This window comes from Limnohabitans sp. YIMB22184 (genome assembly GCF_048020265.1).
In the GTDB taxonomy this organism is placed as follows: domain Bacteria; phylum Pseudomonadota; class Gammaproteobacteria; order Burkholderiales; family Burkholderiaceae_C; genus Limnohabitans_A.
The window spans coordinates 1,391,857-1,405,472 of record NZ_CP171843.1 but is presented as its reverse complement, the minus strand read 5'-3'; the positions used below and the strand labels follow the sequence as shown (position 1 = coordinate 1,405,472).

Sequence of the window (13,616 nt, the reverse complement as noted above, 5' to 3'; positions counted from 1 at the left end):
ACAAAGACACTTCACCATGAATTTTCATCTGCCAGCCCTGCGATGGTCCTTGCTCCCTGCAAAGATCCGCGGCATGTTCAACCTGAATGACCCACGCTGGGGTCGGGATGACGATAAATCCACAAACGATGCGGGCAACAAGCCTTCTGGCGATGTGCCTCCACCGGGTCCCAAGCCCGACTCTTGGCAGCAGCCGCCCGGTCGCGGCTCCCAGCAGCAACAAAACGGCCCGCCGGATTTGGACGAATTGTGGCGTGATTTCAACCGCAAGCTCGGCCAGTTGTTTGGTGGCAAAGGCCCTCAAAGACCCCAAGGCCCCGGCGGATCGGGCGGAGGCTCAGGTGGGCCTGGTATTCCCGTCTTCTTCAAGAACCTGGGCGTGGGTGTGATCCTGGCGGCCGCATTGCTGGTCTGGTTGGGCACCGGCTTCTTCATCGTGCAAGAAGGTCAGCAAGCCGTGATCACCCAATTTGGCAAGTACCACTCTACGGTGGGTGCGGGTTTCAATTGGCGCATGCCTTACCCGATTCAGCGCCAGGAGTTGGTGTTTGTCACCCAAATCCGCTCGGTGGACATTGGCCGCGACAACATCATCAAAGCCACTGGCTTGCGTGAGTCGGCGATGCTGACCGAAGACGAAAACATCGTCGAAATCAAATTTGCTGTGCAATACCGCCTGAACGATGCACGCGCCTATTTGTTTGAGAGCCGCAACCCCACTGAAGCTGTTGTGCAGTCTGCTGAAACGGCGGTGCGCGAAGTGGTGGGCAAAATGAAAATGGATTCGGCCCTGGCCGAAGAGCGCGATCAGATTGCGCCCCGAGTGCGCGAGAAAATGCAGTCCATCTTGGACCGCTACAAGGTGGGCATTGAAGTGGTGGGTATCAACCTGCAGCAAGGCGGCGTGCGTCCCCCTGAGCAAGTCCAAGCCGCATTTGACGACGTGCTCAAAGCCGGTCAGGAGCGCGAACGCGCAAAGAACGAAGCCCAGGCCTATGCCAACGATGTGGTGCCCCGGGCTGTGGGTGCGGCATCGCGCCTGAAGGAAGAAGCCGACGCTTACCGCGAACGCATCGTGGCGCAAGCCGAAGGTGATGCCCAACGCTTCAAGACCATCTTGCCCGAGTACCAAAAGTCGCCGCAGGTCATGCGTGACCGCATGTACACCGACGCCATGCAGCAGATCTACAGCAACGTGACCAAGGTACTGGTGGACAGCAAACAGGGCTCGAACCTCTTGTACCTGCCGCTCGACAAAATCATGCAGCAAGTCGCGGCAACGACGCCTGCCGCTGCGGATCTGCCGGTCGTCGTGCCAGCAAATGGCAATGCTGCCAACAATGGGGCTGTGGACACACGTTCACGCGATTTGCAGCGTTCGCGTGAACGCGATCCACGATAAGGACAAACAAAATGAATCGCATTGGATTGTGGATTTCGACGCTGCTGGTGGCCTTTGTGCTGTTCAGCTCCACCGTGTTTGTGGTCGATCAGCGCCAGTTCGGCGTGGTGTATGCCCTCGGACAAATCAAGGAAGTCATCACCGAGCCCGGCTTGCACTTCAAGTTGCCGCCCCCGCTGCAAAACGTCAATTACATCGACAAGCGCCTGCTGACCCTGGACAGTCCGGACAACGAACCCATGCTCACGGCTGAAAAGCAGCGTGTGGTGATCGATTGGTATGTGCGCTGGCGTATCACGGACCCGCAGGCCTACATCCGCAACGTGGGTCTGGATGAAAAGGCTGGTACCAACCAGCTCAACCGCGTGGTTCGCAACGCTTTCCAGGAAGAGATCAACAAGCGCACCGTCAAGGAGTTGCTGTCGCTCAAGCGTGAAGAGCTCATGGACGATGTGAAAGCCGCTGTGCTGTTGGTGGTCAAGGGCGCCAAGCCCTGGGGTGTCGATGTGGTGGATGTGCGCATCACCCGCGCCGACTATGTTGACACCATCACCGAGTCGGTCTACCGCCGCATGGAGGCCGAACGCAAGCGCGTGGCCAACGAGTTGCGTTCGACCGGTGCCGCCGAAGGTGAAAAAATCCGCGCCGATGCCGATCGCCAACGCGAAGTGACCATCGCCAACGCTTACCGCGATGCGCAGAAGATCAAAGGGCAGGGCGACGCGCAAGCGGCACGTCTTTACGCAGAATCATTTGGGCGTGACCCCCAGTTTGCGCAGTTTTACCGCAGTCTCGAGGCTTACAAATCGAGCTTCGCCAGCAAGAGCGACGTGATGGTGCTTGACCCGGGCAGCTCCGAGTTCTTCAAAGGCATGCGCGGTACCCCGGGCAACACGCCTGCCCGGAAGTAAGTTTTGCTCGACACCCTCCTATTGGCCTTGGGCTTGATGCTCATCCTGGAGGGCCTGATGCCTATGGTGTCGCCATGGAAATGGCGACGCCTGTTCGAGCAGCTGCTGCAGCTCGAAGACGGGCAAATCCGCTTCTTTGGGATGGCCATGGTCATCACTGGCTTGTTGCTGTTCTGGTTTGTTTCCTGAGCGCAAACCCAGAAATCGGCCTTCAAGCCGGTAAAATCTCGTTTTTAACAGTCCCCCTCCATCCCCATGTCTGCTTGGGTCCTCCCGGATCACGTTGCCGATGTCTTGCCCTCTGAGGCTCGCCACATCGAAGAACTCCGCCGCAAACTGCTGGACACTGCCCGTGGCTATGGCTACGAGCTGGTCATGCCGCCGCTGCTGGAGCATTTGGAATCCCTGCTCACCGGCACGGGTGAGGCATTGGATTTGCAGACCTTCAAGCTGGTCGACCAGCTGTCGGGCCGCACTTTGGGTTTGCGCGCCGATACCACGCCCCAGGTGGCACGCATTGATGCTCATTTGCTCGGCCGTGCCGGGTTGACCCGTCTTTGCTACTGCGGCCCCGTGCTGCACACCCGTCCCGCACGCCCCCATGCCACACGCGAGCCTCTGCAGCTGGGGGCTGAAATCTATGGTCACGGCGGGCCCGAGGCCGATCTGGAAATTTTGCAATTGGCGCTGGACAGCTTGCGCGCTGCACGGGTGGGCGATTTGCAGGTGGACCTGGCCGATGCCCGCATTGTCAACAGCCTACTGCAAGCCGAGACCCTGTCGGACGCGCTACGGCACGACATCCATGCGGCCTTGGCGATCAAGGACGCCAGCGCCATCGCCCGCTTGACCAGCGGCTTGTCTGCGACCTTGCGCAACGGATTGTTGGCTTTGGTGGAGTTGTATGGCGACGTCCGTGTGCTGGAAGAGGCTGCTCGGCGCCTGCCCGAAACCCCGGCCATCACCCAGGCCCTGACCCAGCTGCGCTGGCTGGCAGAGCAAATACCGGGCGTCGCCATCAGTTTTGACCTGGGCGACTCGCGCGGTTACGCGTATTACAGCGGCATGCGTTTTGCCATTTATGCCAAAGGCGCCTCGGATGCCTTGGCTCGCGGCGGTCGTTACGACGGCGTGGGCGCTGTATTTGGTCATCGCATCGACCGTGACCGGCCCGCCGTGGGCTTCAGCCTGGATTTGAAAGAATTGGTGGCCGCTGTCCAGCCTTTGGCTTTGAGGGCAGCCATCCGCGCGCCGTGGGGCCATTCGGTCGGCTTGCGCACGGCCATTGCCGCTTTGCGCAGCCAGGGTGAAACCGTGGTGTGCGTACTGCCCGGGCACGAAAGCGAAATTGACGAATTCCATTGTGATCGCGAGCTGACAGAAGCGGCCGGGCAGTGGGTGGTACAGGCTCTTTGAGAAAGAACATTTCAAGCATGAACAAGACGCAAGGCCGTAACGTGGTCGTCGTGGGCACCCAATGGGGCGACGAGGGCAAAGGCAAACTGGTGGACTGGCTGACCGAAAGCGCCCAGGGCGTGGTTCGTTTTCAGGGTGGTCACAATGCAGGCCACACCTTGGTGATCAACGGCGTGAAAACCGCCTTGCACCTGATCCCCAGCGGCATCATGCGCGCAGGCGTCAAGTGCTACATCGGCAACGGTGTGGTCTTGTCGGTGCCCAAGCTGCTCGAAGAAATCGCAGGCCTGGAAAAAGCCGGGGTCGAGGTGCGTTCACGCCTGCGCGTGAGCGAAGCCTGCCCGCTGATCTTGCCTTACCACGTGGCACTGGATGTGGGCCGTGAAGCCGCCAAGGAAAAGGCCGGAACGGCCAAGATCGGCACCACAGGTCGCGGCATTGGCCCCGCCTACGAAGACAAAGTGGCGCGTCGTGCTTTGCGCGTGCAGGACCTGAAATACCCCGAGCGTTTCGCCAGCAAGCTGCGCGAAAACCTGGCTTTGCACAACGAAATCCTGGTCAACATTCTCGGCGCTGCGCCTGTCGATTTTGACGCCACCTACAACGAAGCCATGGCTTACGCCAAAGAGCTGCTGCCTATGGTGGCCGACGTGTCGCGCGAGTTGAACGATGCCCACAAGGCTGGTGCGAATTTGCTGTTCGAAGGTGCACAAGGCACCTTGCTCGATGTGGACCACGGCACGTATCCGTTTGTGACGTCGAGCAACTGCGTGGCCGGCAATGCGGCTGCGGGCTCGGGTGTCGGCCCGGGCATGCTGCACTACATTTTGGGCATCACCAAGGCGTATTGCACCCGTGTGGGCGGCGGGCCGTTCCCCACCGAGCTGGACTGGGAAACCCCTGGCACGCCTGGCTACCACATGTCTACCGTCGGCGCCGAAAAAGGCGTGACCACCGGCCGTTCACGCCGTTGTGGCTGGTTTGATGCCGCTTTGCTCAAGCGCAGTGCACAGGTCAACGGCCTGTCGGGTTTGTGCATCACCAAGCTCGATGTGCTGGATGGCCTCAAAGAATTGCTGTTGTGCACCGGTTACGAACTGGACGGCGAAGTCATCGACATCCTGCCAATGGGCGCTGATGAGATCGCCCGCTGCAAACCGATCTACGAAGTGATCCCCGGTTGGACCGAGACCACGGTGGGCGTGACCGAGATGGACAAGCTGCCCGCCACTGCCCGTTATTACCTGGACCGCATCGCCCAAGTCACCGGTGTGCCGGTGCACGTGGTTTCCACCAGCCCCGACCGCGACCACACGATCTTGCTGCACAACCCCTTTGCAGCCTGATGTCCTGCGACGAATTTTTCACCCTCACTGATTTTTCACTGGAGTTCACCCCATGTTGACCGAAGACGGCAAGCACCTGTATGTGAGTTACGACGAGTACCACAACCTCATCGAAAAACTCGCCATCAAGATTCACCAATCTGGCTGGGAATTCGACAACATCCTGTGCCTGGCCCGTGGCGGTATGCGCCCTGGTGATATTTTGTCGCGCATTTTTGACAAGCCTTTGGCCATCATGTCCACCAGCTCTTACCGCGCCGAAGCCGGCACAGTACAGGGCCACCTGGACATCGCCCGCTACATCACCACCCCCAAAGGCGAGATCGCCGGCAAAGTGCTGTTGGTGGACGACTTGGCCGACACCGGCCACACCCTGCGTGCCGTGGTGGACCAGTTGAAGAACAACTACAAGCCCGTCACCGAATTGCGCACCGCTGTGATCTGGACCAAGGGCGTGTCCACCTTCAAGCCCGATTACTCGGTCGATGATTTGCCCACCAACCCTTGGATTCACCAGCCCTTCGAGCCGTATGACAATATGCGGCCCGAAAAGTTGCTGGAAAAGTGGAGCGTCTGAGCGCACTCGGACATACCCTGTATGCCCCTTCAACAGCCTCCTTCGGGAGGCTGTTTGCATTAGGATGCGCGGATGCAAGACGAACCTCTGACCTCCTCATCCGCCCACATTGCCACCAGCCTGATCCACCACCCCTACACACCGCCAGCTGGCTTTGGTGCTCCGCAGCCTGGTGTGTTCAAAGCTTCGACGGTCTATTTCCCCACTGTGGCCGATATGCGCCAGCGTGAGTGGAAAGACAAGTCCGCCTACACCTATGGGCTGCACGGAACGCCCACCACCTACTTGCTTGAAGAACGTTTGTGCAGTTTGGAGGGGGGGCTGCAGTGCGTGTTGGTGCCCAGCGGCCTGGCGGCTTTGGCCCTGGTGGCCTTGGCGGTGCTGAAAACCGGTGACGAGGTGTTGATCCCTGACAACGCCTATGGCCCCAACAAGGCGCTCGCCGAAGGCGAGTTGCGCCATTTCGGCATCACACATCGCTTTTACGACCCGCTGGACCCGGACGATCTGTCGGGGCAAATCACGGACCGCACCCGGCTGGTGTGGCTTGAGGCCCCGGGCTCGGTGAGCATGGAGTTTCCTGATTTGCCCGAGATGGTGCGCCGTTGCCGTGAGCGCGGCGTGTTGTGTGCGCTGGACAACACCTGGGGCGCGGGGTTGGCGTTCAAGCCTTTTGATTTGATGGGCGATGGTGCAGGCACGCAGGGCACTCTATCGGTGGACATCAGCGCCCATGCGCTCACCAAATACCCCAGTGGTGGTGGCGATGTGCTCATGGGCAGTGTCATCACCCGCGACGCGGCCTTGCACCTGAAAATCAAGCTTTGCCACATGCGCCTGGGCCTGGGTGTGGCGGCCAACGATGCCGAAGCCGTGCTGCGCTCCTTGCCCAGCATCGATCTGCGTTACAGGGCGCATGACCAGACTGCCCGCGCCTTGGCAGCCTGGTGGCAAAGCCAGCCGCAATGCGCACAGCTGCTGCATCCGGCTTTTGAAGGGGCGCCTGGTCATGCGCATTGGCAGGCCCTGTGTGACCGTGTGCCGGGCAAGGGGCTGGCTGCGGGTCTGTTCAGCGTGATGATTGACGCCCGTTACAGCCAAGCCCAGGTCGACGCGTTTTGCGATGGCCTGAAACTTTTCAAGATTGGCTACAGCTGGGGCGGCCCCGTGAGCCTGGTGGTGCCCTACGACATCGCTGCCATGCGCCAGGCCTGGCCGGGGCACCTGCAGCCCGGAACTTTGGTGCGTTTTTCCACGGGTCTGGAGTCCGCGCAGGATCTGATCTTTGACTTGCATCAAGCTGTACAGGCAAATTTGCCCACCGCCTGATCGCGCGGGTGACATCGAGGGGTATTTTTGCGCTGCGCACCCACTTTGTTGGGGGCTTTCCTGACTGTTCAAAGCTTGGCAGTGGCAGTACCCTGAGGGCTTTCATTGTTTGAACACGTCTCTTTGCCATGACCGCTGCCAACCAGTCCCATGACCATGATGCAGACCTGCCCACGATGGCCGCGCCCTATGTGCCGCCACCGCCCGAAGGGCCACGCTCGCACATGCGCCCCCTGGGCTTGGCAGATCCCTTTCGCTGGCTGGCACGGGGCCTTCAGGATATGCGTCAGCACCCGGGCATCGCCCTTTTTTATGGCCTGTGTTTTTGGGGCATGGCACAGGTGCTGGCTTTGGTGTTCAAACACAAGCCCGAATACACCTTGTCGCTGGTGTCGGGCTGTTTGCTGGTCGGGCCTTTTTTGGCCATGGGCCTGTACGAGGTCAGCCGCAAGCGCGAACGGGGCGAGTTGCCTGACATGGCCACCTCGCTCATGTGCTGGGACCAACACATCCGCAGCATGGCCATGCTGGTGTTGGTCCTGATGGTGCTGGAGCTGCTGTGGGGCAGGGCATCGCTGGTGGTGTTTGCGGTGTTCTTCAACACGGGCATGCCCTCGACCACGGGGGTGATCGAGGCCGTGTTCAACCCGCAAAATCTTGAATTCATCTTGGTTTACTTGGCGGTGGGGGGCGTATTTGCTGCGCTGGTTTATGGCTTGTCGGTGGTGTCCATCCCCATGATTCTGGACCGCGACACCGACGCCATTTCTGCGGTGTTGACGAGCATGCGGGTGGTTTTTTCACACCCTGGGGTGATGCTGCTGTGGGGCTTGCTGCTCAGTGTCTTGGTGTTGGCGGCCCTGTGGCCTTGGGCCTTGGGCATCATCGTGGTGGGACCATGGCTGGGTCATGCCAGCTGGCACGCTTACCGGGGCAGCGTTGAATGGCAAGAAGGGCCCCAAGAAGCTGTTACATTGGGCAGCTCAAATTAAAGGAGCCATCTTGGCCACACCCAACTACGGATTCGAAAAACGCCAGAAAGAACTGGCCAAGAAACGCAAAAAAGAAGACAAGCTCAAAGCCAAGTCCGACCGCAAATCAGGCCTCTTGCCCGAAGACGGCGCCGATCCGGATGCGGTGATTGATGCAGACCCCGCGCCATCAGCGCCCGATGCTGCCGGCGAACAAACGCCAGCGGCCTGAATGCTTCAGGCCCACAGGGTCTGACAAGTCATGGACGATTTTGAGGCCTTGCTTGCACCAGATCGCGGGCCAAGGCCCGCATGTCCGCCATGCTGTGGCTGGCCGGCGAGACCCGAGGGGCTTGGGCGTAATGCACAAAGTTGTTGCCCGTGGATGTCTCGTAGCCCGGGTCGTAATGGCCTGAGAGTAATTCGGTCACCACTTCGCGCATTTCGCCCCGCTCGATGCGCTCTTGCCAGCCTTGCACCACGGCCTTGCCGCGCAGGGCCGTCAGGCGCTCCAGGCGGTCGGCAAACAGGGCGCGGTCTTGCGTGAAAAACGCATAGTCTTCCAGCAGCAAATTCACCCGATTCTGAAGCGACAGGTCCACCCGCAGGCAGGGGCTGGCCCGCATGGCGGCCATCAGCGCGTCAGGCACCGCGAGATTCCCTACCTTTTTGCTTTCGGCTTCCACAAACACCGGGCGGTCTGCACTGAAGCCGCGCAAGGCGTCCCACACCTGCGTGTCAAACGCCTTTTGGGTGGGCTGCGGCGTGCCGGGAATCAGGCCCAGCACCGAGCTGCGGTGGCAGGCAATGGCTTCCAGGTCCAGCACCTGGGCACCTTCTTGCGCCAAGGCTTGCAGCAAGCGCGTTTTCCCCGAGCCGGTGGGTCCACACAAGACCTGAAACTGCAGGCGCTGCGCCTGGCGGGGGGTGTCTTCCATCACGGCTTTGCGAAAGGCCTTGTAGCCGCCCTCGATCAGGTGCACCTTGAAGCCGATCTGCCCCAGAATCAGCGCCAGCGAGTTGCTGCGCTTGCCCCCGCGCCAGCAATACACCAGCGGCTGCCAGTTCTTGGGCTTGTCCATGACATGGGTTTCGATGTGGCGGGCGATGTTTTTCGCAACCAGCGCGGCGCCCACTTTTTGTGCCTCAAAAGGGTTGGCCTGCTTGTACAGCGTGCCCACTTTGATGCGCTCTTCGTTGTTGAGCGACGGCCAGCTCAGGGCGCCGGGCAGGTGGTCTTCGGCGTGTTCGCCTTCGGAGCGGGCGTCCAGGATCGCATCAAACTGGTCCAGTTGGGCCATGGCATCCGAGGCCGAGATCAGGTGAACGCTCATTTCAGTTGTTTCTTCAAAGTGGGCCAGACGTTGGCCAGCATGCGCGGCTGCGCGGCTTCGTTGGGGTGGATGCGGTCGGCCTGGAACCATTTGAGCGGTTCGGGGTCGTCACCAATGCCTTTCAAAAAGAAGGGCACCAGCGCCGCCTTTTGGCTTTTGGCCACTTGGGTGTAAGCCGCTTCAAACTGGCGGGCCATGTCGGGGCCGTAATTGGGCGGCATTTGCATGCCCAGCAGCAGCACCTGCGCCCCGGCGGCTTGGGCTTGTTGGGTCATGTCCAGCAGGTTGCTCTGCGTCATCGCCATGGGCAGCCCACGCAGCGCGTCGTTGCCGCCCAGCTCGATGATCACATGGCTGGGCTGGTGTCGTTTGAGCAAGGCGGGCAGGCGAGAGCGCCCGCCCGAAGTGGTGTCGCCGCTGATGCTGGCGTTGATGACTTGCGCACCGGGCTTTTCTTTGTCGAGTTGTTTTTGCAGCAAAGCCACCCAACCTGTGCCGCGGGCAAGGCCATATTCGGCACTCAGCGAGTCGCCCAGCACCAAAATGCGCTGCGCAGCAGCCGCTGGCACAGGCAGGGCAAAGCCCCAGCCGGCAAGGGCCAGCAGGGTCCAGTTAAAGTGGCGTCGTCTCAACAAAGGTGTGTGCATGCCTGAATCTATCATTGCCGTGCGTGGCGTCTCGAAAAGTGTGCAAGATGCCAGCGGGCAGCTGGACATTTTGCGCGATATCGATTTCTCATTGAACGCCGGGGAAACCGCTGCGATTGTCGGTGCTTCCGGTTCGGGCAAAAGCACGCTGTTGGCCATCCTGGCGGGCCTCGATACACCCAGTGCCGGGCAGGTGCTGTTGGCCGGGCAATCGCTGTTTGATTTGTCCGAAGACGAACGCGCCGCTGTGCGCGCCCAGCATGTGGGTTTTGTGTTCCAGAGCTTTCAGCTCATGCCCAACCTCACGGCCCTCGAGAACGTGATGCTGCCGCTGGAGCTGGCCGATCGGCCGGATGCCCGCAGCACCGCCACCGCCATGCTGCAGCGGGTGGGTTTGGCCGAGCGCCTCAAGCACCTGCCCAAAGTGCTCAGCGGCGGCGAGCAGCAGCGCGTGGCCCTGGCCCGCGCTTTTGTGGTGCAGCCCGATTTGCTGCTGGCCGATGAGCCTACGGGCAGCCTGGACCACGCCACGGGCGAGGCCATCATGGACTTGATGTTTGCGCTCAACCGCGAACAAGGCACCACCTTGGTCTTGGTCACGCACGACCGCCAGTTGGCCGCCCGCTGCGAGCGCAGCCTGGTGATTCAGGCGGGGCGCCTGTCTGAGGCGGCTGGCGCCTCGGCGCAGCAACGATAATCACCGGATGTCATCCCACAAAGTGCTGTTCGGCTTTCATGCCGTGGGCGTTCGCCTGAAGATCGCCCCCCAATCCGTTGTTGAAATCCATTACGAGGTCGCCCGCCGCGACGCCCGGATGCGGCAGTTCATCGACAAGGCCCGTGATTCGGGCATGCGCCTGATCGAGTCGGACAACGAGCGCCTGGCCAAGCTGGCCGGGGGCCATGGCCACCAGGGCGTGGTCGCCCTGGTCACGCCCATCCCACAAAACCATTCCCTTGACGATCTGCTTGACACGGTCGAAGGCCCACCTTTGCTCTTGGTGCTGGACGGCGTGACCGACCCGCACAATCTGGGCGCTTGCCTGCGCGTGGCCGACGGTGCGGGTGCGCACGCGGTCATCGCCCCCAAAGACCACGCCGCCGGCATCAACGCCACCGTGGCCAAAGTCGCCAGCGGTGCGGCCGAAACCATGCCGTACTTCATGGTGACCAATCTGGCGCGGACCTTGGGCGAGCTCAAGGAGCGCAGCATCTGGGTGATCGGCACGAGCGACGATGCGCCCCGCACGATTTACCAAACCGACCTGAAGGTACCCACCGCCCTGGTGCTGGGCGCCGAGGGCACCGGCATGCGCCAGTTGACCCGCAAGAATTGTGACGAGCTGGTGAGCATTCCCATGCGCGGCGCGGTCGAGAGCCTGAACGTCTCGGTGGCCAGTGGTGTGTGCCTGTACGAGGCGCTGCGTCAGCGCAGTTGAGCTGAAAAGGGGTTTTGAATGTCCAAGAAAACACAGCGCATCGCACTGACCGCCTTGCTCGTCACCGCCAGCCTGCTGGCCGCTTGCACCCAAGAGCAGCAAAACAAGATCAGCCGAGACATCCAGAACTGGACGGGCACCAATGGCGTGTTGGAGGTGTATGCCGGAGACAAACTGGTGCGCCGTTTTTTGAAGGTGGACAAGATCAGCACCGCCTTGGGTACCGATGACAAAGCGCCACGCGCCTACCGCTACGGCTATGGCGTGCTCGATGAGAACCTGAACATGGTGGCCGATCCCGATGAAAAGAAGGTGTATTTCGAGGTCAGTGATTACTCGAACACGGTGTTCTTCGAGAACCCGCGTTGATCGGGCTCAAACCCAGCCCAGCCCACCGAGCAGGGCACCCAGGCCGATCAACCACAGCATGTGGACCCGGGTGCGCCAGACCACCAGGGTGGTGACGGCGGTCAACACGTACAAAGGCCAGTCGCGTGCAGGCTGGTTGTGGCTGATGGTGAGCAGCCAGGCCGTGCTCAACAAAAGCGCAATCACGATGGGAGCCATGCCCGATTTGAAGGCCCGGATGCCCAGCTTGTCGCGGTGTTGGTGCGCCCAGCGCGTGGCCGTGTAGGTCAGGATGGAAGAGGGCAGCATGATGCCCAACATGGCCAGCAACACACCCAAACTGGCCAGGGCAGCACTGAACCAGCCGCCGCCCAGACCAGCAGCGGCGTTCAAGCCCACGTTGAAGCCCATCAGCGCCACAAACAAAATATTGGGCCCTGGTGCAGACTGCGCCAACGCAATCGACGAGGTGAATTGCGACTCGCTCAGCCAATGTGTTTCATCCACCAGGTAGCGGTGCATGTCCGGCGCGGTGGTGATCGCGCCACCTACGGCCAGCAGCGACAAAGAGGCAAAGTGGCTGAACAGGCTCAGCCAATCCTGGACCGACAGTTGAAGCACCGGGTTCATGGCCAACCCCGGGTCTGGCTGGCTTGTCGTGCCAGTTGCAGATAGGCCCAAGCACAGGCCATCAAGCCCGTGCCCAGCAGCACCGCAAACAAGGGCCATCGCAATACCCCAACCCCAGCGAAAGTGGCTAGAGCCAAAGCGATGCAGACCGGTTTGCCCATCGGGTTGTGGCGCAGGGCCGTGATCAGTTTGAGGCCCACCGCCGCAATCAGACCCGCCGAGACCGCGCCCATGCCACGCAAGGCGCCTTGTGCCCAAGGCTCTTGCGACACGCCGCCAAAAGCCACAGCCAACAGCAAAACCACCACCAAGGGGGCGGCCAGCATGCCCGCCACGCCTGCCAAAGCACCCGGCAGGCCAAAGTAACGACCGCCGATCATCAGCGAGAGATTGACCACATTGGGGCCGGGCATGACCTGGGCGACGGCCCAGTCTTCGACAAATTGCTCGCGGGTCATCCAGCGCTTTTTCTCGACCAGTTCGCGCTGAACCACAGCCAAAACGCCACCAAAACCCTGCAGTGCCAGCAGGGTGAAAGACACAAAAAGATCGGTTTTGGAGCGCGGGCTGTTCAAGAGGACAAGTTCTGACATGCCGCCATTATCCGGGGGACTTCAAGCCCCTTGTTCGGTGTCCAGCCAAATCAACTGGCCGCGCCCACTCTCGTTCAGGCGCGTCACCAAGGCCGCGGATTGGGTTTCTGGCAATTCAAATTGCAGGGTCACCATGCTGGCGTGTGTGACGCTGTTCAACACGGCTTCTACCCCGTCCAGCTCCCTGCGAACGAGGCCTTCCAGTGCATAGGGCACGCTGCAGGCCAGATGCCGTGTCTTGATCTGTGCCACCTTGTCTGCCTTAAGCAAAGCTTGCGCCACGGCGTCGGTGTAGGCCCGCACCAGACCGCCTGCGCCCAGCTTCACGCCGCCAAAGTAACGTACCACCGATGCCATTACGCCCTCAAGATCCTGATGCCGCAGCACCTCCAGCATGGGGCGACCGGCGGTGCCGCCCGGCTCACCGTCGTCGTTGGCGGCCGACTGTCCACCCGCGAGCAGGGCCCAGCAGACATGGGCGGCGTCCGGGTGCTGGGCCTTGAGTTGCGCCACACGGTTGAGCGCTTCGTCACGCCCAGAGACCGTTTCGACGCAGGCGATGAAACGGCTTTTTTTGATGATCAACTCGTGGTGAGCGGGACGGGCGAGCGAGAACGGCATAACTCGATTGTCCTGGATGCGGTGATGGCCGGATTCAAACCACCCGGTCATG

Annotated in this window: 17 protein-coding genes; 12 read left to right on the top strand and 5 right to left on the bottom strand. The window is 61.1% G+C overall.

What is annotated here, in order from left to right:
• Nucleotides 1-16 precede the first annotated feature (16 nt).
• From hflK to ACHEXL_RS06610, 9 genes are all read left to right on the top strand, one after another.
• Entirely contained in the window at nt 17-1,402 is a 1,386-nt protein-coding gene (gene hflK / locus ACHEXL_RS06650; RefSeq protein ID WP_416561186.1) for an FtsH protease activity modulator HflK, read from the top strand.
• An 11-nt stretch (nt 1,403-1,413) separates the two neighbouring features.
• Nucleotides 1,414-2,313, top strand: coding sequence for a protease modulator HflC (gene hflC / locus ACHEXL_RS06645; protein WP_291923522.1), 900 nt, complete (start codon nt 1,414-1,416; stop codon nt 2,311-2,313).
• A gap of 3 nt (nt 2,314-2,316) precedes the next feature.
• Nucleotides 2,317-2,502, top strand: coding sequence for a DUF2065 domain-containing protein (locus tag ACHEXL_RS06640; protein WP_416561185.1), 186 nt, complete (start codon nt 2,317-2,319; stop codon nt 2,500-2,502).
• Nucleotides 2,503-2,568: 66 nt separating this feature from the next.
• The gene (locus ACHEXL_RS06635) at nt 2,569-3,729 is read left to right on the top strand and encodes an ATP phosphoribosyltransferase regulatory subunit (protein WP_416561184.1); all 1,161 of its coding nucleotides are present in this window, start codon (nt 2,569-2,571) and stop codon (nt 3,727-3,729) included.
• A 17-nt stretch (nt 3,730-3,746) separates the two neighbouring features.
• The gene (locus ACHEXL_RS06630; RefSeq protein WP_416561183.1) at nt 3,747-5,075 is read left to right on the top strand and encodes an adenylosuccinate synthase; all 1,329 of its coding nucleotides are present in this window, start codon (nt 3,747-3,749) and stop codon (nt 5,073-5,075) included.
• Between the two features lie 52 nt (nt 5,076-5,127).
• Nucleotides 5,128-5,652 (top strand): phosphoribosyltransferase, encoded by a 525-nt coding sequence (locus tag ACHEXL_RS06625; protein WP_416561182.1) that lies wholly within the window; start codon nt 5,128-5,130, stop codon nt 5,650-5,652.
• A 72-nt stretch (nt 5,653-5,724) separates the two neighbouring features.
• Nucleotides 5,725-6,981 carry a PLP-dependent transferase gene (locus ACHEXL_RS06620; RefSeq protein ID WP_416561181.1) on the top strand — a complete coding sequence of 419 codons (1,257 nt, stop codon included), beginning with the start codon at nt 5,725-5,727 and terminating at the stop codon, nt 6,979-6,981.
• Between the two features lie 128 nt (nt 6,982-7,109).
• A complete protein-coding gene (locus ACHEXL_RS06615) occupies nt 7,110-7,973 on the top strand; it encodes a DUF2189 domain-containing protein (RefSeq protein WP_416561180.1) in 864 nt (287 codons plus the stop codon).
• Between the two features lie 10 nt (nt 7,974-7,983).
• Entirely contained in the window at nt 7,984-8,184 is a 201-nt protein-coding gene (locus ACHEXL_RS06610; RefSeq protein WP_416561179.1) for a hypothetical protein, read from the top strand.
• A gap of 28 nt (nt 8,185-8,212) precedes the next feature.
• On the opposite strand, the gene mnmH is transcribed toward ACHEXL_RS06610, so the two are convergent.
• Together mnmH and ACHEXL_RS06600 are read right to left on the bottom strand one after the other, a co-directional pair.
• Nucleotides 8,213-9,286, bottom strand: a complete 1,074-nt coding sequence (mnmH, locus tag ACHEXL_RS06605; protein ID WP_416561178.1) for a tRNA 2-selenouridine(34) synthase MnmH — start codon at nt 9,284-9,286, stop codon at nt 8,213-8,215.
• Nucleotides 9,283-9,933, bottom strand: a complete 651-nt coding sequence (locus ACHEXL_RS06600; RefSeq protein WP_416561177.1) for an arylesterase — start codon at nt 9,931-9,933, stop codon at nt 9,283-9,285. Before ACHEXL_RS06600 ends, mnmH begins: the two co-directional genes overlap by 4 nt.
• Here ACHEXL_RS06600 and ACHEXL_RS06595 point away from each other — a divergent pair.
• Genes ACHEXL_RS06595 through ACHEXL_RS06585 form a run of 3 tightly spaced genes read left to right on the top strand, consistent with a single transcriptional unit; the run spans nt 9,932 to nt 11,741 of the window.
• Nucleotides 9,932-10,630, top strand: a complete 699-nt coding sequence (locus tag ACHEXL_RS06595) for an ABC transporter ATP-binding protein (protein WP_416561176.1) — start codon at nt 9,932-9,934, stop codon at nt 10,628-10,630. The two genes, ACHEXL_RS06600 and ACHEXL_RS06595, sit on opposite strands and share 2 nt — an antisense overlap.
• Nucleotides 10,631-10,637: 7 nt before the next feature.
• Nucleotides 10,638-11,372: a 23S rRNA (guanosine(2251)-2'-O)-methyltransferase RlmB gene (rlmB, locus tag ACHEXL_RS06590; protein ID WP_291923554.1), complete on the top strand. Its 735-nt coding sequence runs from the start codon at nt 10,638-10,640 to the stop codon at nt 11,370-11,372.
• Nucleotides 11,373-11,390: 18 nt separating this feature from the next.
• Nucleotides 11,391-11,741 carry a hypothetical protein gene (locus ACHEXL_RS06585; protein WP_291923559.1) on the top strand — a complete coding sequence of 117 codons (351 nt, stop codon included), beginning with the start codon at nt 11,391-11,393 and terminating at the stop codon, nt 11,739-11,741.
• Between the two features lie 6 nt (nt 11,742-11,747).
• Here ACHEXL_RS06585 and ACHEXL_RS06580 read toward each other — a convergent pair whose 3' ends face one another.
• From ACHEXL_RS06580 to ACHEXL_RS06570, 3 genes are read right to left on the bottom strand one after another with little or no spacing between them, the layout of a single operon-like run.
• The gene (locus ACHEXL_RS06580) at nt 11,748-12,350 is read right to left on the bottom strand and encodes a chromate transporter (protein ID WP_291923562.1); all 603 of its coding nucleotides are present in this window, start codon (nt 12,348-12,350) and stop codon (nt 11,748-11,750) included.
• The gene (locus ACHEXL_RS06575; protein WP_416561175.1) at nt 12,347-12,943 is read right to left on the bottom strand and encodes a chromate transporter; all 597 of its coding nucleotides are present in this window, start codon (nt 12,941-12,943) and stop codon (nt 12,347-12,349) included. Before ACHEXL_RS06575 ends, ACHEXL_RS06580 begins: the two co-directional genes overlap by 4 nt.
• 21 nt (nt 12,944-12,964) lie before the next feature.
• A complete protein-coding gene (locus ACHEXL_RS06570; protein ID WP_416561174.1) occupies nt 12,965-13,564 on the bottom strand; it encodes an IMPACT family protein in 600 nt (199 codons plus the stop codon).
• Nucleotides 13,565-13,616: the final 52 nt, after the last annotated feature.